The following is a 16,046-nucleotide window of genomic DNA, read 5'->3' as shown; positions in this document are numbered from 1 at the left end:
CACCGCTCCAACTGAAAACAGGCCCGGACCGTTTGGTCCGGGCCTGTTTTTTTGTGTCCTGGAAGACTTTTTGTGTCCTGGAAAGAAACTGTGTCCTGGGAAGGCACTGTGCTCACGAAGGCGAAGGCGAAGGCGCGTGCGTCCGCCGGTAGTGGCGCGCCACCCGCGCCCGGTTGCCGCAGATGTTGCCCGTGCACCACTGCCGCCGCTTGGTCTCCGCGACGAACAGCATCGAGCACGCGGGGTTCGCGCAGCGGCGCAGTTTCTCCAGCTGTGTCGGGGAAGACAGGAGGTCGATCGCCTCGGTGGCGATGGCCGCCAGCGCCGCGTTGCCGCCGTGTTCGGTGTGCCAGCGCGTGGTCGCGGTCAGCGCGCCTTCGGCGTCCAAGGCCAGCCGCGGGCTTCGCGGCACGGCCGAGGCGAACGCGTTGAGGTCTTCGATCGAAACGGCCTGCGGCGCCCGGGTCTCCAGGTGCGACTCCAGCAGGTCGCGGATCGCCGCGCGCAGCCGTCGCGTCGCCGCCGCGGCGGGGACGCTCGCCTCGGGCAGCCGGGGCAGCTGCAGCCGCCACCAGGTCTCGTAACCGTCCGTCGGTTCGATCAGGTCGACGGCGGGGTCCACCGCCGTCATGAGGGTGTCGGCGAGGTCGAGGGCCACGAGCGGCTCGCCGCCCATGGGGAACCCGGCTGCCTGCACGTCCTCGAGGGTCGGTCCGGCGGTCATGGCTCCACGATATCCGTCACACCGTCGCGGGGTGGTCAGGGCGCTGTTAGTAACTCATACTGAGGTTACTAGCGGACTGGAGGAGCCATGAGCCCGTGGGCCAGGGTCGGCGCGGCGGTGCTCGCGGTCGGCTGGGGAGCCAACCAGTTCTCGCCGCTGCTCATCGTCTACCGCGACCAGGAGCACCTCTCGCCGACGATCGTCACGGCGATCTTCGGCGCGTACGTGGTGGGGCTGATTCCGGCACTGCTACTGGGCGCGAGGTTCTCCGACCGGTTCGGCCGGCGCCGCGTGATGCGCCCGGTGCTGGTGCTTTCGGCACTGGCTTCGGTGATCCTGCTGTTCGGCGCCGGATCGACGTGGGTGCTGGCGCTCGGCCGGCTCGTCGCGGGAGTCGCTTCGGGTGCCGCGTTCGGGCCGGGCAGCGCGTGGATCAAGGAGCTGTCCGCGGACGCCGGTCCGGGAGCGGGTGCGCGCCGGGCCGCGATTTCGCTGTCGGTCGGGTTCGGGAGCGGGCCGCTGGTCGCCGGGGTCCTCGCGCAGTGGCTGCCGGCGCCGGCCGTGGTGCCGTACCTGGTGCACATCGCGGTGACGGTGGTGGTCGGCGTGCTGGTGTGGAACGTTCCGGAAACCGTGACGGGCGCGGCTTCTTCCGGAGGACGGCGTCGCGAGCTCAAGCACGCACTGGCCAGTCCCGAGTTCCTCCGCCGGATCGTGCCGAGCGCGCCGCTGGTGTTCGGCGTGGCGACGACGAGTTTCGCGGTCCTGCCGACGCTGTTGCCCGCGCCGGTCGCGCCCGTGGCGAGCAGCGGTGTGATCGCGGGGCTGACGCTGGGCAGCGGGTTGCTCGTCCAGCCCGTGGCCCGCGCTCTGGAACGACGGCGCAGCCCGCTCGTGCTGACCTGCGGCCTCGGCCTGACCGTGGCGGGGTTCCTGCTCGCCGCGCTGTCGACGGAGCTGGGGCGGGCTCTCTTGACGCTCCCCGCCGCTGTGGTCCTGGGCGCGGCTTACGGCATGCTGCTGGTCGGTGGGCTCAGCCGCGTCGAAGCGGTCGCGGAGGCAGCCGATCTCGCCGGCGTGACGGCGGTGTTCTACTGCCTGGCGTACCTCGGTTTCGCGGCGCCGTACCTGTTCGCGGCGGTCGATGTCGTGATCCCGGCGCCCGTGGCCTTCGTGGTCGCCGCCGGAGTGAGCGTGGTGCTGGTCGTCGTCACCGCGCCCTTCCCTGCTCGCGTGGCGCGGTGATCGCGGTGACCCAGCCCCGCGTCCGCGTGACCGCCCAGCTCAAGGAACTTCGCTTCGACGCCGGTTCCCGAGCCCTCGACCTCGTCGCCACCCTCGGCCGTCGCCCGACCGCGGCCATCGAGCGCCTCGGGGACACCGCCCGCCTCGACGCGTGGGCCACCGGCGTCGGCCTGCCGCTGCTCCCGGGCGAGGCAAACGACGCCGCGCTTTCCGACGCGCAACGCTTGCGGGAAGCCGTGTTCGGCGTGGTCACGGACGTCATGGCCGACGCCCCGGTAGACCCCACCGCGGCCGCGACGGTCGAGGCGTACGCCGTCCTCGCCACGGAACCACCGCGTCTGGAGCTGGCCGCAGACGGCCGCCTGGCTTCAAGCCCCCGCCTCCGCACGTCCGCCCAGGTGCTGGCCACCGTCGCCCGTGATGCCATCGACGTCGTCACCGACTCGGCCCGCCGAACCCACCTCCGCGCCTGCGACTCGCCGTTGTGCCGCATGCTTTTTCTCGACACTCCAGGCGGCCGCCCGCGCCGTTGGTGCTCCATGCAGCGCTGTGGCAACAGCAGCAAAGCGGCGGCCTTCCGGGAACGGGCAGTGTCTACTGTGGACTCTTAAGTAGTCACTCGCGGATTGTGCGGCGACAGCACCACGTCTGACGCGTGCAGCGGCACTCCCGTGCGCGACACCACCCGCGTCGGATGGAAGCGGACGCGGCGGCCCGTGGCGTCGTCCTCGCCGGCGGTGCCCGGGGTGACCCATTCGAGCGCGGCGGTGCCGGTCAGCTGGAGCGTGGTGCCGGTGGTGAAGTCGAGGAACAGCAGTGACGCTTCGGGGTCGGTGGTGATGTTGCCGAGGCTGTTGAACAGGTTGTTGCCCGCGTAGTCCGGCCACCACACGTCGTCGCCGTCGAGGCGGACGAAGCCGGGCTCGCCACCCTTGTGGGACGAGTCGGCGCCGCGCGTCGGGTGGATCGTGCCGAGGAAGAACGTGTCCGCACGGCGGATGAGGGCGCGGTGGGCGTCGGTCAGGGCGTCCGATCGTTCGACGGCGGCCAGTGCCGGCTCGGGGTCGATCTCCAGCCGGCGCTGCTGGATGTAGGACGGGCAGTTGCCGTACGCCTGCTCCACGTCGAGGAGGAACCCGCCCTCGGCCTCGGCCACGACGGTGCCGTTCACCCGCAGCCGGCGCCGGGTCGCGAACTCGACGGCGATCAGGCCGACCGGCTCGCCCGTGGGCATCTCGTGCAGGGGATCGCCGGCGCCGGGGCGCGTGTGCACGACCAACGTCGTGTCGAAACCCTCCAGGAAACCGGCGGGCCCGAGCAGGGGAGACGTCCACAGTGTCCCGTCGGCGTCGCGCGCCGTGACGGCCGCGAACTCGCGCTGCGCGAGGAAACCCTCGGCCCCGCGGCTCAGGTGCGCGGGCGCGAGCATGCCTTCGAGCCGCGCCGCTTCGAACTCGAGCCCGGCCTGCCGTTGCACTCTCAGCTCACCGCTGTGGAACCCGGTGGTGATCGGTTGGGTGGTCATGTGTGCCCTTTCATCCGGCTTGCTGGTCGTGGGTCCGGCGGTAGTGGCGGGCGACCCGCACGCGGTTCCCGCAGACGTTGCCCGCGCACCACTGGCGACGCCGGTTCGTGGCGAGGAACAACATCGTGCAGTCGGGGTTCGCGCAGCGGCGCAGCCGGGCGAGGCGCGCGGGGTCGGCGAACAGCTCGATCGTTTCGCGCGCGATGGCCGCCAGCGCGACGTTGCCGCCGTGCTCGCTGTGCCAGCGCGTGTGCGTCTCCCAGGCCTCGTGCGCTTCGAGCCGCGGGCTCGTCGGCACGGCCGCCGCGACCGCGTTGACCTCCTCGAGCGACGCGGGCGCGGGCCCGCGGCCGTCGAGGTGCGCTTCCAGCAGGTCCCGGATCGCGGACCGCAGCCGGCGCGTGGGCACGAGGTCCGGCGCCGCCGACCCCGGCAGCCGCGGCAGCTCCAGCCGCCACCAGGCGGCGCTGCGCTCGGGTGAGGCGAGGAGGTCGCCGTCGCCCGGCTCCGTCTCGGCCGCGAGCGTGTCGGCGAGATCCAGCGCGACCAGCGGCTCACCGCCCATCGGGAAGCCGGCCCGTTGCATGTCCTCCAGGCTGACACTACTGCTCATGGCATGAGTGTACGCATTAGTCATCGCCGTCGACAAGTTTTTGAAGAGGTCTTGTGCTCGTCGAACTAACGGATATACAGTCTGCACATCCGTTAGCGAGAAGGAAGGCGAAAGTCATGGGACTGGCATGGCAGCAGGGACCGCTTTCGACCAGGTCGGTCGGCAGGTTCCTCACCCCGGAGCCGTTGCCCGAGCGGTTGCTCTTCGTGGAGCCGCTGCGCAGGCGGATGCGGGTCCGCTTCGGTGGTGAGTGGATCGTCGACAGTGAAGACGTGCTTCTCCTGCACGAACCGGGCCATTACCCGGTGGCGTTCTTCCCGAAGACCGCCATCGCCGACGGCGTGCTGGAGTCGAGCGGCCGCGTGACGAAGCACCGCGAGCTGGGCGACACCACGTGGTACACGGTTGCCGCCGGCGAAGGCCGCGCCGAGCGCGCGGCGTGGGAGTACACCGGGTTGCCGGAGTACGCCGACGTGCTGAAGGATCGCGTCGCGTTCGCGTGGCGCGCCATGGAGGCCTTCTACGAGGAGGACGACCGGATCGTCGGCCACGCCGCGGACCTTTACCACCGCAACGACATCCGCAGCACGTCGCGTCACCTCGTGGTCCGCGATGGTGACCGCGTTATCGCCGACACGCACAACCCGGTGGTGCTGTACGAGTCCGGCTTCGCGCCGCGCTGGTACGTGCCGCGCGAGGACATCGTGGACGGAGCGCTGACCCCGATCGAGGGACAGACGTTCTGCCCGTACAAGGGACTCGCGAGCTACTACGACATCGGCTCCCACGCCGGCGCCGCCTGGTCGTACGAGCAGGCCTGGACCGAGGTCGAACGCGTCTCCGGCCTGGTGTCCTTCGAACCGGACAAGATCGAGGTCTACCTCGACGGCGTGCGGCAGTCGCTGGAGCCCGGCCAGACCGTGATCGCGCACGGTGTCGACCGCGGCCTCGACACCGACGAGATCGAGAAGCGCACCGCCTGACGGGCGAGCCTTACCGAATCCGAACGAGCCGGGGAAACCGATGGGAACCGTGTCACAGTGGTACGTCGTCGCGGCGCAGGAGGTGCTGGCATGACCGCAAAAGTGCTCTCGGTGAACGTGGGCCTGCCGAAAAACGTGTCCTGGCAGGGCAAGACCGTCTACACGGGAGTGTGGAAGCACTCCGTCGACGGCCCGGCCATGGTTCGCCGCCTCAACATCGACGGCGACGGCCAGGGAGACAAGGGCGGTCACGGCGGCGAGCAGCGAGCCGTGTTCGTCTACCAGATCGGCTCGTACCGCCACTGGGAGCAGCACTTCGGCCGCGACGGCCTGGAGTACGGCTCGTTCGGCGAGAACCTCACCGTCGACGGCCTGCCCGACGACGAGGTGTGCATCGGCGACCGCTATCGCATCGGCGAGGCCGAGTTCGAGGTCACGCAGCCGCGGGTCACGTGTTACCGCGTCGGCATGCGGCTCGGCGAGCCGGAGCTGCCCGCGCTGCTCGTGGCCCACCACCGGCCGGGGTTCTACTTCCGCGTCATCCGCGAGGGCCACCTCACGGCCGGCGACCCGATCGTGAAGACGCGCACCGGGCCGGGCGCGCTGAGCGTGGCCGATACCGATGCGTTGCTGTACCTGCCTGAGAAGGACGGCGAGAAACTGCGCGTCGCCGCGGGGATCCCGGCGCTGAGCCCGGGATGGCGGCAGTCGTTCGAGGAGCTGCTGGGTATCGGGACCGTCGCTCAGGGACCCGCGTGGGACGGCTTCCGTCCGCTGCGCGTCACGGCAGTGCGGCCCGAGAGCACCTCGGTGACGTCTGTGTACTTCGAGGCCGAGGACGGCAGCGCGCTGCCCGCCGCCCGGCCCGGGCAGTACCTGACGCTGCGGGTCCCGGGCGCCGCCACACCGGCCCCGGTGCGCAGCTACTCGATTTCCTCCGCGCCCGGTTCCGAGGGCTACCGCATCAGCGTGAAGCGCGAGGGCGTGGCCAGCACGTTCCTGACCGCGCGGTTGGCGGCAGGCGCGGTGCTGGACGTGGCCGCGCCGCGAGGCGACTTCGTGCTCGGCGACGGTTCTTCGCCGGTGCTGCTCGTGTCCGCCGGGATCGGTGCGACGCCGGTGCTGGCGATGCTGCACCAGCTGGCCGCGCAGGGCAGCACCCGCGCGGTGTGGTGGATCCACGGGGCGCGCGGGCCGGCGGAGCACCCGCTGGCCGCCGAGGCTCGGGGGTTGGTCGCCGCGTTGCCCGGTGGCCGCGCGGACATCTTCTACAGTGCGGCGACGGCGGAGGAACGGACCGCGGCGGGAGCCCATTCCGGGCGGCTCACCAAAGACGCGCTGGTGAAGCTGGGTTTGCCCGCCGACGCGTCGGCGTACCTCTGCGGCCCGGTGGCGTTCATGACGGACATGACCGCCGCCCTCACCTCGGCGGGTTTGGCCGCGTCCCACATCCACAGCGAGCTGTTCGGCGCGCTGGACGCCATCAACCCCGGCCTTGTCGGCCAGACCGCGCGCCCGCCGCACGCGCCGGAGGGACCGCCCGGAACCGGGCCGACTGTCACGTTCGCGCGCAGCGGCATCTCGGCCCCGTTCCCCGGTGGCAGCCTGCTGGAGCTCGCCGAGGCGTGTGACGTGCCCGCGCGCTGGAGCTGCCGCAGCGGCGTCTGCCACACGTGCGTGACGCCCGTGCTCTCCGGTTCGGTCGACTACTCACCTTCGCCGCTGGAGCCGCCGGATCCGGGGCAGGCGCTGGTGTGCTGCTCCACCCCGCGCGCCGATCTCGTCCTGGACATGTAACCCCGTGCTCGAAAGGAACACCACGATGAACTGGGCTCTCGAGGTCCTCACCCTGGCCGTCGGCGACGTCGACAAATCGCTGAAGTTCTACACCGACCAGGCCGGGTTCTCCCTCGACGTCGACTACCACCCGCAGGACGGCTACCGCGTCGTCCAGCTCACCCCGCCCGGCTCCGCCTGCTCCGTCCAGCTCGGCACCGGCCTCACCGACGCCGCCCCGGGCTCGGCGCGCACCACCTACCTCGTCGTCACCGACCTCGAAGCCGCCCGCGGCGAGCTCGCCGGCCGCGGCGTCCCCGTCGGCGACTTCCGCCACAAGGCCGGCCTCGCCGACTGGCAGGGCGACTGGGCACCCGGCCTCGACGCCGACCGCCGCGACTACGCGAGCGCCTTCGACTTCGCGGATCCGGACGGGAACACGTGGGTGGTGCAGGAGATCGGGTACCGCGCCTGACGAGTCGGCGGATGTGCGGAAGCTGCCGTTGGTTGTGCGGGAAGTGTCGGCAGGTGTTCGGGAAGTTACTGTGCGGGTGAGGAGGTTCCCATCCCGTGTCCGAATGTTGTCCGCCTTCGCGCTCTTCGCACCATTCCGTGGCCGCCGAGGTTCCGGCCGGGCCCGCGACCAACGCGGACGGTTTGCTCACCTTGCCGGGCGGCAGCTTCCGGATGGGGACCGACGACGCCGACGGTTTCCCCGACGACCGGGAGGGCCCGGTGCGGGAAGTCACGGTGGCGCCGTTCGCCATCGACGCCTACGCGGTGACCAACGCACGCTTCGCCGAGTTCGTCGAGGCCACCGGGCACCGGACGGAAGCCGAGGACTTCGGCTGGACGTACGTGTTCGCGAAGTTCGTGCCCGGTACGCTGCGGAAGATCTCGCCGCGGCCGGAGCAGACGCCGTGGTGGTGCGGGGTCGCGGGCGCGTATTGGCGGGCGCCGGAAGGACCGCACAGCAGTGTCGACGACCGGTGGGACCATCCCGTTGTCCACGTGTCCTGGAACGACGCCCTGGCCTACTGCGCGTGGGCCGGGCGTCGGCTCCCGGCCGAGGCCGAGTGGGAGTACGCGGCGCGCGGCGGGCTCGACCAGGCGCGGTTCCCGTGGGGCGACGAACTCACCCCCTGCGGCGAGCACCGGTGCAACATCTGGCAGGGCCGGTTCCCCGCGCACAATACGGAAGAAGACGGCCACGTCGGCACCGCGCGCGTGGGTGCGTTCTCGCCCAACGGTTTCGGCCTGTACAACGTGTCCGGCAACGTCTGGGAGTGGTGCGCCGACCGGTTCGACCCCGAAAACCGGTCGATGCGCGGCGGGTCGTACCTGTGCCACGAGTCCTACTGCAACCGCTACCGCGTCGCCGCCCGGACGGGCAACACTCCCGATTCTTCCAGCGGCAACACGGGTTTTCGCACCGCCGCCGACGTCTGAGTCAGGACTCGAGGTACGCCAGCACGTCGGCGGGTTCGGCGGCGAAGTGCACGAGGTCGTCGAGCGGCAGCGGCAGGAAACCGTCGTCTTCCATGCGGCGCAGCTGCAGGATCAGGCCGTCGTAGAAGCCGTCGGTGTTGAGCAGCACGATCGGCTTGTGGTGCAGCCCGTGCTTCTTGAGTTCCAGGACCTCGGTGACCTCGTCGAGCGTGCCGAGGCCGCCGGCCAGCACGACCACGGCTTCGGAACGCGAGAGCAGCAGCGCCTTGCGTTCGGCGAGGTCCGCGGTGATCACCATCTCGTCGGCGTCTTTGCGGGCGGCGGCGCGCAGCAGCTCCACCGAGATGCCGACGAGGCGCCCGCCCGAAGCCTGCACGCCGTCGGCGACGACCTTCATCAGGCCGCGGTCGGACCCGCCCCACACCAGCGTGTGGCCGCCTTTGCCGACGAGGTCGGCGAACTCGCGCGCGGGCTCGGTGTAGCGCTCGTCGAGGTCGGCGGCGGAGAGGAAGACGCAGATGTTCATGGCCGGACTATAAAGCTCAGCCCACGCGGTACCGCGCGACCGCTTCGGCGTCCCACTCCAGGCCGTTGCCGGGGCGGTCGGGCGGCGTTGCGTGGCCGTCGGCGATCCGCAGCGGCTCGCGCAGGATCGGGGCGGCCCAGTCGACGTACTCGAGCCAGTGCGCGGTCGGTGTCGCGGCGAGCAGGTGCACGCTGACCTCGGGGAACAGGTGCGACGACAGCGGGATGCCGCGGGTGCCGGCCAGGGCGGCGGCGTCGCGCCAGCCCGTGACGCCGCCGATGCGGTCCAGGTCGGGCATGACCAGGTCACTCGCGTCGTGCTCCAGAGCGACGGCCATCGCGCGTGGGCCGGCGAAGTTCTCGCCGATCTGCACGGGGGTGCGCAGGGTGGCGGTGAGCTGGGCGTTGGCCGCGTAGTCGTCGTGGCGCACGGGTTCTTCGAACCACGACAGGCCTTCGTCGTCGAGCGCGCCGCAGCGGGCGAGGGCGTCGGGCAGGTCGAGGGCCTGGTTGTAGTCGGCCATGACCTCGATGTCCGGGCCGACCGCCGCACGGACGGCGCGCACGGCGGCCAGATCGTCGGCGGCCGGGCGACCGAGCCGCATCTTGACCGCGCGGAAGCCTTCGGCCACGAGTTCCAGGGCTTCGTCGGCCGCGGCCGCCGGTTCGATCAGGCCGAGGCCGTTGCTGTTGTACGCGGGGATCGGCTTCAGCGGCGCGCCGAGCAGCCGCGCCAGGGGCAGGCCCGCGGCGACGGCCAGCGCGTCCCAGCACGCGGTGTCCACGAGCGACACCACCGCGGCGACGAGCCCTTGCACGCCGAGCAGTTTGAACCTCGCTTCGAGCGTCGACCGCACGGCCGCGGGATCGGCCGCGGTGCCGGCCAACGTGGTGTGCACGTCGCGGACCAGTGCGGCGGCGGCGTGGCCGGCGGCTTCGAGGTAGCAGAACGAATACGCCCGCCCGGTCACGCCTTCCTCGGTGTGCAGGTCGAGTAGCAGCAACGGCGCCGCCGAGACGCGCGCGGCGCTGGTACCGAGCGGCCGGCGCATCGGCACCAGCACGAGCGTGGCTTCGACCGAGCGGACCGTGAGACTCATGAGCGGTGGCCTTCGCTGTGCACGGCGAGGATGTCGGTGATGGCGCGGTTGCACGGCGTCGGCACGCCCAGCGCCTTGCCGCGCTCGACGACGTCGCCGCTGAGCCAGGTGACCTCGAGCCGGTTGCCGCGTTCGAGGTCGTGGTGCATCGAGGAGGTCATGCCTTCGGGCACACCGTCGGTGAAGGCGAGCCGGTCGTCGGCGTAGTCGGCGGGCAGCGCCACGCCCTGGGCGCGCGCGACCTCGACGACCTCGGCCATCACGTCGTGCAGGAACGCCCGCGAGCGCGGGTTGGCGCGGATCGGGCCGATCGTGGTGCGCGCGGTGCTCGTGGTGCCCGAAAGGCCGACCAGGAACACGAACTTCTCCCAGATCGTCTGTTCGATGCCGGTACTGATCTCCACGTCGATGTTGCTTTCCGCGCACGCGTCGTGGAATTTCTGAACACGCGCCGAGATGGTGCCGTCGTACTCGCCGAACACCAGCTTCTGCAGCGTGCCCGTGTGGCGGATGACGCCCGGCTCGGCGATCGTGGCGGCGATGTAGCAGACGCCGCCGATCACGTGCTCGGGCCCGAGGACGCGGCGCAGGATGTCGTCCTTGACCACACCGTTCTGGAACGACACCACGGCCGTCTGCTCGGTGAGCAACGGCTTGATGAGCTCCGCGGACGTCTCGGTGTCCCACAGCTTCACCCCGAACAACACGAGATCGGCGGGGGCGAGCTGTGTCGGGTCGTCGGTCACGTCGATCTTCGGCAGGTGCAGGTCGCCGAAGGCACTCTCGACCTTCAACCCGTTGGTGCGCAACGCTTCCAGGTGCTTGCCGCGGGCGATGAAGCTCACGTCGTGGCCGCCCTGGGCCAGCCGTGCCCCGAAGTAGCCGCCCACTCCGCCGGTGCCCATCACCACGACCCGCATGTGATCCCCTTAGTTGGTCGCTCATCCAAGTTGCGTGCCCTGGATTTCTACCATGCTGGTTCAGCGCTGTCGATATTCTTGAACGCTTACTCTACTATTACGGCGTGGGACGCACACGCACCTTCGACGTCGACGAAGCCCTCGGCGTCGCCCTGGACATCTTCTGGCAGCGCGGCTACGACGCCACGTCGATCCAGGCGCTGTGCCAGGCCATGGACATCCAGCCCGGCAGTGTCTACGCCGCGTTCGGAAACAAACACGCCCTGTTCGTCGCCGCACTCCGCGCCTACGCGGCAACCGTGTCCGCCGAGGCCGTCGAGCGGCTCAACGTCGCCCCCAGCGGGATGGACGGCCTGCGCGACTACTTCGCCCACCTCGTCGACGCCATGGTCGACGGCCGCCGCCGCTGGGGCTGCCTCGTCACCAACTCGCTCGTCGAACTCACCGACCGCGACCCCGCCCTGGCCGCGATGTTCGAACAGCACCTCGCCAACCTCCGCACCAGCTTCGCCGGCGCCCTCACCCGCGCCCGCGCCGCCGGCGAACTCCGTCGGGGTGCGGGCCCTGAATCCGCGCCCCTGCTGGTGGCCGTCGTGCAGGGCATGAACGTGCTCGCCAAGACCAACCCGGGCCGCATCACCCTGCAGACGATCGCGGACGGCGCACTCGCCGGCCTGGCCGCCGAGGCTCCTGCCTCGGTCTGACGCCGTTGGGCGCCCACCTCGTGACGGCGCCCACTCGAACGGGGCAAACCTGTCACATCCGGCATCGCTGTCTTGTCTCTCCTGTGCAGGGCGAGAGAGCGAGGAGCGAAATGCGCAGGATCCTGGTGGTCGGCGGCGGGTATGCGGGTTTCTACGCGGCCTGGGGACTCGAGAAGCGGTTGCGGCCTTCGGAGGCGGAGCTCACTGTCGTGGACCCGCGGCCGTACATGACCTACCAGCCGTTCCTGCCCGAGGTCACGGCCGGATCGATCGAGGCGCGCCACGCGGCGGTGTCGCTGCGGCGGCACCTCAAGCGCACGCGGATCGTGGCGGGGGCGGTCACGGAGATCGACCACGCGAACCGCCGCGTGGTCGTGCGGCCGGTCGAGGGGCCGGAGTTCGAGCTGGAGTACGACGAGATCGTGGTGACGGCCGGCGCCGTCACGCGCAAGTTCCCGATCCCCGGCGTCACCGAGGAGGCGATCGGGATGAAGCACGTGGAGGAGGCCGTCGCGATCCGCGACCGGCTGCTGACGTCGTTCGACCGCGCGTCGGCGCTCGAGCCGGGGCCGGCGCGGCGGAAGCTGCTCACGGTGACGTTCGTCGGCGGCGGCTTCTCGGGCGTCGAGGGCTTCGCGGAGCTGCTGTCGCTGGCGACGGCGCTGCTGAAGTCGTACCCGGAGATCGGCCGCGACGAGCTGAGCTTCCACCTCGTGGAGGCGCAAGGCCGGATCCTGCCCGAGGTCACCGACAAGCCGGGGCGGTGGGTGGTCCGCTCGCTCGAACAGCGCGGCGCCCACGTGCACCTCAACACGCAGCTGCGCTCGGCCGTCGACGGGCACGTGGTGCTCTCGACGGGCGAGGAGTTCGATTCCGCACTCATCGTGTGGACGGCGGGCAACGCCGCCAACCCCGTGGTGCACAACCACACCGACCTGCCGATCGACGAGCGCGGCCTGCTGGTCGTGCGCGCCGACCTGCGGGTGGGCACCGAGACAGACCCGGTGCCCGGAGCGTGGGGCGCGGGTGACGACGCCGCCGTGCCGGACCTCGCGTCGCCGGTGGCGGGGGCGCGGACGGTGCCGAACGCACAACACGCGTTGCGCCAGGGCAAGCTGCTTGCTCGAAACCTCACAGCGCATGTTCGCGGGCGCACACCGAAGCCGTACGTGCACCACGGGCTGGGTTCCGTCGCGACGCTCGGCATCGGCAAGGGCATCTTCCAGTACCGCCGGATCGTGATCACGGGCGTGCTGGCATGGCTCATGCATCGCGGTTACCACGTGCTGGCCGTGCCGAGCTGGGAACGCAAGGTCCGCGTGCTCGCGATCTGGCTCACGGCGGCGTTCTTCGGCCGCGACATCGTGTCGCTCGCCTCGGTCGAGCACCCGCGCGACGCGTTCGTGTCCGGAGGTGACCCGATCAGGTGATCCGTGGCGGCACTGTCACAGATCCGCGGTCCGCCTTGTCGAGGCTGGTGCGAAGTCCCCGGGCCGGCCGGGGACACCCAGCGAAAGGCGCATCATGAGGATTGTCGTCATCGGCGGTACCGGCCTGATCGGCTCGCGGGTCGTGAGCCTGCTGACTGAGCACGGCCACGAGGCGGTGCCGGCGTCGCCCAACTCCGGCGTGAACACGGTGACGGGCGAAGGCGTCAAGGAAGTACTGCAGGGCGCTGACGTGGTGGTGGACGTATCGAACTCGCCGTCGTTCGCCGACGACGACGTGATGGCGTTCTTCCGCGCGGCCACGACGAACCTGACCGAGGCCGCCAAGGGCGCGGGAGTGGGCCACTTCGTCGCGCTGTCGGTGATCGGCAGCGACCGGCTGCCCGAATCCGGCTACCTGCGCGCGAAGGTCGCCCAGGAAGAGCTGATCAAGGACTCCGGCCTGCCGTACTCCATCGTGCGGGCCACGCAGTTCTTCGAGTTCGTCGGCGCGATCGCCGACGGCGGCACCGAGGGCAACGTGGTCAAGCTCCCCGCCGCGGGCATCCAGCCGATCGCGGCGTCCGAGGTTTCCGGTGCCGTCGCGAAGGTCGCCGCCGGCTCGCCGCTCAACGGCATGACCGAGATCGGCGGGCCCGAGGTCTTCACCATGGAGAGCTGGGTGCGCGAGGCCCTGACCTTCCGCAACGACCCGCGTGAGGTCACCGTCGACCCCGAGGCCCGCTACTTCGGCGAGAAGCCGGGGCCGAAGGGCCTGCTGCCCGACGCGGGGGCCCAGCTCGGGCAGATCAAGTTCGCGGACTGGCTCCCGGCCAACCCGCCCAGGAAGTGATTCCTCGCGCGGGTGGTCCCGTTCCGGTGCCACCCGCGCATCCCGTTAGGAGGGAACTCGATGACAGAACAGCAGGTCGCGACGTCGGTACTGGTGATCGGCACGGGCGGATCCGGGTTGCGCGCCGCGATCGAGCTGGCCGAGCGGGGCGTCGACGTGCTCGTGGTCGGCAAGCGGTCCAAAGGCGACGCCCACACCACGCTGGCCGCCGGCGGCATCAACGCGGCGCTGGCGACGATGGACCCCGAGGACAGCTGGCAGCAGCACGCCGCCGACACCATCAAGGAGAGCTACCTCCTGGCGCACCCCGACACGGTGCAGGTCGTCACGCAGAACGCCGCGCGCGGCATCGAGGACCTCGAACGCTGGGGCATGCCCTTCGCCCGCGAGGCCGACGGCCGCATCTCCCAGCGGTTCTTCGGCGCGCACACCTACCGGCGCACCGCGTTCGCCGGTGACTACACCGGGCTGGAGATCCAGCGGACGCTCGTGAACCGGGCGGCGCAGCTCGACGTGCGGATGCTCGAAAACGTCTACATCACGCGAATCCTCGTGCAGGACAACGTGGTCTTCGGCGCGTACGGCTTCGACCTCGACAACGGCACCCGCTACGTGATCCACGCCGACTCGGTGATCCTGGCCGCCGGCGGGCACACACGCATCTGGCGCCGCACGTCCTCGCGGCGCGACGAGAACACGGGCGACTCGTTCCGTCTCGCCGTGCTGGCCGGCGGCCGGATCCGCGACCCCGAGCTGGTGCAGTTCCACCCGTCCGGGTTGCTGGAGCCGGAAAACGCGGCGGGCACACTCGTGTCGGAAGCCGCTCGCGGCGAGGGCGGGCAGCTGCGCAACGCGTTGGGCGAGCGGTTCATGGACCGCTACGACCCGGAGCGGAAGGAACTGTCCACACGCGACCGGGTGGCTTTGGCCGCGTACACCGAGATCAAGGCGGGCCGTGGCACGCCGAACGGTGGCGTGTGGCTCGACGTGTCGCACCTGCCGCGCGAGACGATCATGCAGCGGCTGCCGCGGGTGTACCAGACGTTGCTGGAACTGCAGATGCTCGACATCACGAAGAGCCCGATCGAGATCGCGCCCACGGCGCACTACTCGATGGGTGGCGTTTGGGTGCGCTCGTCCGACCACGGCACGGGTGTCGAAGGCCTGTACGCGATCGGTGAGGCGGCGAGCGGTCTGCACGGCGCCAACCGGCTCGGCGGCAACTCGCTGATCGAGCTGCTGGTGTACGGCCGGATCGTCGGCGAGGCGGCGGCGGAGTACTCGGCTTCGCTTTCCGCGCAACGCCGTTCCGCCGGCGCGCTGGCGGAGGCTCGCGGTGAGGTCGACGAGCTCCTGGCGGCCGACGGTCCGGAGAACGTCCGGGCCCTGCAGCGTTCCTTGCGCAACACGATGACCGAGCACGCGGGTGTCGTACGTGACGAGGAGGGTCTGCTCGCGGGACTGTCCGAACTGGACGCGCTCGAGGATCGGATGAAGAACGTCGGGGTCCACCCGGACCTGGCCGGGTTCCAGGACCTGGCGCACGCGTTCGACCTGAAGTCCTCGGCGCTGGCTTGCCGCGCGACCCTGGAGGCCGCGGTGGAACGGCGCGAGACGCGGGGTTGCCACAACCGCTCGGACTATCCGGAGCTGGACGAGTCGATGCGGGTGAACCTCGTGTGGTCCGGGCCCGGGCGGATCGACCGGGAAGCGTTGCCGCCGGTGCCTGCGGAGATCGCCGCGTTGATGCGGGAGGTTTCCTCGGAAGGGAAACTGGTCGAGTGACCTGAGGGGGCTCTCCCCGGTCGGGAGAGCCCCTTTTTTACTGGGGTTGCACGACGTTCGTGAACAGGATCGCCGCGTCGGTCTCGGCTTCGATGCGGTGCCGTCCCTCGGGGAGCACGAGGAAATCGCCGGGTGCCGCGCCTTGGCTTTCGGTACCGGTGACCAGGCGGATGTGCCCGAGCAGGACGAGCACGGTGGTCTCGCCGCCGTGGTGTTCGTGTTCGTGCAGTTGTTCGCCTTCGCTCAGTGCCATCACGGTCTGGCGCAGAGCGTGCTCGTGTCCACCGTGGACGGTCACCGCGCTGCGCCCGGAGGACGCCTGCGCCGCGAGCCCGGCGTGGGTCTTGGCGAGGGTGATCAGGTTCATGGTGCTCCTTGCCGCGGGGGGCCGGCTTCATGGCCGACCCCCGTTCCAGG

Annotated in this window: 17 protein-coding genes; 10 read left to right on the top strand and 7 right to left on the bottom strand. The window is 70.7% G+C overall.

Annotation, left to right across the window (positions count from 1 at the left end):
• Nucleotides 1-112: 112 nt before the first annotated feature.
• Nucleotides 113-724: an ABATE domain-containing protein gene (locus K1T34_RS06550; protein WP_255638353.1), complete on the bottom strand. Its 612-nt coding sequence runs from the start codon at nt 722-724 to the stop codon at nt 113-115.
• Nucleotides 725-811: 87 nt separating this feature from the next.
• Between K1T34_RS06550 and K1T34_RS06545 the strand changes: the two genes are divergently transcribed.
• Together K1T34_RS06545 and K1T34_RS06540 are read left to right on the top strand one after the other, a co-directional pair.
• Entirely contained in the window at nt 812-1,969 is a 1,158-nt protein-coding gene (locus K1T34_RS06545) for an MFS transporter (protein ID WP_220243390.1), read from the top strand.
• Between the two features lie 5 nt (nt 1,970-1,974).
• On the top strand, nt 1,975-2,580 hold the full coding sequence (locus tag K1T34_RS06540) for an ABATE domain-containing protein (RefSeq protein ID WP_220243389.1): 606 nt from the start codon (nt 1,975-1,977) through the stop codon (nt 2,578-2,580).
• Here K1T34_RS06540 and K1T34_RS06535 read toward each other — a convergent pair.
• The gene (locus tag K1T34_RS06535) at nt 2,577-3,494 is read right to left on the bottom strand and encodes a pyridoxamine 5'-phosphate oxidase family protein (protein WP_220243388.1); all 918 of its coding nucleotides are present in this window, start codon (nt 3,492-3,494) and stop codon (nt 2,577-2,579) included. The two genes, K1T34_RS06540 and K1T34_RS06535, sit on opposite strands and share 4 nt — an antisense overlap.
• A 10-nt stretch (nt 3,495-3,504) precedes the next feature.
• Nucleotides 3,505-4,107 (bottom strand): ABATE domain-containing protein, encoded by a 603-nt coding sequence (locus K1T34_RS06530; protein WP_255638352.1) that lies wholly within the window; start codon nt 4,105-4,107, stop codon nt 3,505-3,507.
• A 116-nt stretch (nt 4,108-4,223) separates the two neighbouring features.
• On the opposite strand from K1T34_RS06530, the gene K1T34_RS06525 reads away from it, so the two are divergent.
• The 4 genes from K1T34_RS06525 (at nt 4,224) to K1T34_RS06510 (ending at nt 8,315) form a co-directional block, all read left to right on the top strand.
• Nucleotides 4,224-5,090 (top strand): DUF427 domain-containing protein, encoded by an 867-nt coding sequence (locus K1T34_RS06525; protein ID WP_220243387.1) that lies wholly within the window; start codon nt 4,224-4,226, stop codon nt 5,088-5,090.
• A gap of 90 nt (nt 5,091-5,180) precedes the next feature.
• On the top strand, nt 5,181-6,887 hold the full coding sequence (locus tag K1T34_RS06520; RefSeq protein ID WP_220243386.1) for an MOSC and FAD-binding oxidoreductase domain-containing protein: 1,707 nt from the start codon (nt 5,181-5,183) through the stop codon (nt 6,885-6,887).
• Between the two features lie 25 nt (nt 6,888-6,912).
• The gene (locus tag K1T34_RS06515) at nt 6,913-7,341 is read left to right on the top strand and encodes a VOC family protein (protein WP_220243385.1); all 429 of its coding nucleotides are present in this window, start codon (nt 6,913-6,915) and stop codon (nt 7,339-7,341) included.
• A gap of 137 nt (nt 7,342-7,478) precedes the next feature.
• Nucleotides 7,479-8,315 (top strand): formylglycine-generating enzyme family protein, encoded by an 837-nt coding sequence (locus K1T34_RS06510; protein WP_370643643.1) that lies wholly within the window; start codon nt 7,479-7,481, stop codon nt 8,313-8,315.
• A 1-nt stretch (nt 8,316) separates the two neighbouring features.
• Here K1T34_RS06510 and K1T34_RS06505 read toward each other — a convergent pair whose 3' ends face one another.
• The 3 genes from K1T34_RS06505 to K1T34_RS06495 are packed head-to-tail and all read right to left on the bottom strand — an operon-like array spanning nt 8,317 to nt 10,860.
• Entirely contained in the window at nt 8,317-8,841 is a 525-nt protein-coding gene (locus tag K1T34_RS06505; RefSeq protein WP_220243384.1) for a TIGR00730 family Rossman fold protein, read from the bottom strand.
• Between the two features lie 16 nt (nt 8,842-8,857).
• On the bottom strand, nt 8,858-9,940 hold the full coding sequence (locus tag K1T34_RS06500; protein WP_220243383.1) for an enolase C-terminal domain-like protein: 1,083 nt from the start codon (nt 9,938-9,940) through the stop codon (nt 8,858-8,860).
• Nucleotides 9,937-10,860 carry a ketopantoate reductase family protein gene (locus tag K1T34_RS06495; RefSeq protein ID WP_220243382.1) on the bottom strand — a complete coding sequence of 308 codons (924 nt, stop codon included), beginning with the start codon at nt 10,858-10,860 and terminating at the stop codon, nt 9,937-9,939. The genes K1T34_RS06500 and K1T34_RS06495 overlap by 4 nt, the downstream gene beginning before the upstream one ends.
• A gap of 104 nt (nt 10,861-10,964) precedes the next feature.
• Between K1T34_RS06495 and K1T34_RS06490 the strand changes: the two genes are divergently transcribed.
• The 4 genes from K1T34_RS06490 to K1T34_RS06475 all read left to right on the top strand — a co-directional run bounded on the left by K1T34_RS06490 (nt 10,965) and on the right by K1T34_RS06475 (nt 15,629).
• Complete coding sequence (locus K1T34_RS06490) at nt 10,965-11,564, top strand: TetR/AcrR family transcriptional regulator (protein WP_220243381.1); 600 nt, start codon at nt 10,965-10,967, stop codon at nt 11,562-11,564.
• Between the two features lie 110 nt (nt 11,565-11,674).
• Entirely contained in the window at nt 11,675-12,994 is a 1,320-nt protein-coding gene (locus K1T34_RS06485; protein WP_220243380.1) for an NAD(P)/FAD-dependent oxidoreductase, read from the top strand.
• Nucleotides 12,995-13,088: 94 nt separating this feature from the next.
• Nucleotides 13,089-13,844: an SDR family oxidoreductase gene (locus tag K1T34_RS06480; RefSeq protein ID WP_220243379.1), complete on the top strand. Its 756-nt coding sequence runs from the start codon at nt 13,089-13,091 to the stop codon at nt 13,842-13,844.
• Nucleotides 13,845-13,904: 60 nt separating this feature from the next.
• The gene (locus K1T34_RS06475) at nt 13,905-15,629 is read left to right on the top strand and encodes an L-aspartate oxidase (protein WP_220243378.1); all 1,725 of its coding nucleotides are present in this window, start codon (nt 13,905-13,907) and stop codon (nt 15,627-15,629) included.
• A gap of 37 nt (nt 15,630-15,666) precedes the next feature.
• Here K1T34_RS06475 and K1T34_RS06470 read toward each other — a convergent pair whose 3' ends face one another.
• Nucleotides 15,667-15,996, bottom strand: coding sequence for a LuxR family transcriptional regulator (locus K1T34_RS06470; protein ID WP_220243377.1), 330 nt, complete (start codon nt 15,994-15,996; stop codon nt 15,667-15,669).
• Nucleotides 15,997-16,046: the final 50 nt, after the last annotated feature.

The sequence above is a fragment of the Amycolatopsis sp. DSM 110486 genome, from assembly GCF_019468465.1.
Lineage (GTDB): Bacteria > Actinomycetota > Actinomycetes > Mycobacteriales > Pseudonocardiaceae > Amycolatopsis.
Note: the sequence above shows the minus strand (reverse complement) of the source record. Positions and strands in the feature narration are given on the sequence as shown.

Coding starts and splice junctions, on each gene's coding strand:
- K1T34_RS06485 (WP_220243380.1), top strand. CDS start 11,675: ATGCGCAGGATCCTGGTGGTCGGCGGCGGGTATGCGGGTTTCTACGCG.
- K1T34_RS06535 (WP_220243388.1), bottom strand. CDS start 3,494: ATGACCACCCAACCGATCACCACCGGGTTCCACAGCGGTGAGCTGAGA.
- K1T34_RS06505 (WP_220243384.1), bottom strand. CDS start 8,841: ATGAACATCTGCGTCTTCCTCTCCGCCGCCGACCTCGACGAGCGCTAC.
- K1T34_RS06525 (WP_220243387.1), top strand. CDS start 4,224: ATGGGACTGGCATGGCAGCAGGGACCGCTTTCGACCAGGTCGGTCGGC.
- K1T34_RS06545 (WP_220243390.1), top strand. CDS start 812: ATGAGCCCGTGGGCCAGGGTCGGCGCGGCGGTGCTCGCGGTCGGCTGG.
- K1T34_RS06515 (WP_220243385.1), top strand. CDS start 6,913: ATGAACTGGGCTCTCGAGGTCCTCACCCTGGCCGTCGGCGACGTCGAC.
- K1T34_RS06550 (WP_255638353.1), bottom strand. CDS start 724: ATGACCGCCGGACCGACCCTCGAGGACGTGCAGGCAGCCGGGTTCCCC.
- K1T34_RS06500 (WP_220243383.1), bottom strand. CDS start 9,940: ATGAGTCTCACGGTCCGCTCGGTCGAAGCCACGCTCGTGCTGGTGCCG.
- K1T34_RS06470 (WP_220243377.1), bottom strand. CDS start 15,996: ATGAACCTGATCACCCTCGCCAAGACCCACGCCGGGCTCGCGGCGCAG.
- K1T34_RS06530 (WP_255638352.1), bottom strand. CDS start 4,107: ATGAGCAGTAGTGTCAGCCTGGAGGACATGCAACGGGCCGGCTTCCCG.
- K1T34_RS06475 (WP_220243378.1), top strand. CDS start 13,905: ATGACAGAACAGCAGGTCGCGACGTCGGTACTGGTGATCGGCACGGGC.
- K1T34_RS06520 (WP_220243386.1), top strand. CDS start 5,181: ATGACCGCAAAAGTGCTCTCGGTGAACGTGGGCCTGCCGAAAAACGTG.
- K1T34_RS06480 (WP_220243379.1), top strand. CDS start 13,089: ATGAGGATTGTCGTCATCGGCGGTACCGGCCTGATCGGCTCGCGGGTC.
- K1T34_RS06495 (WP_220243382.1), bottom strand. CDS start 10,860: ATGCGGGTCGTGGTGATGGGCACCGGCGGAGTGGGCGGCTACTTCGGG.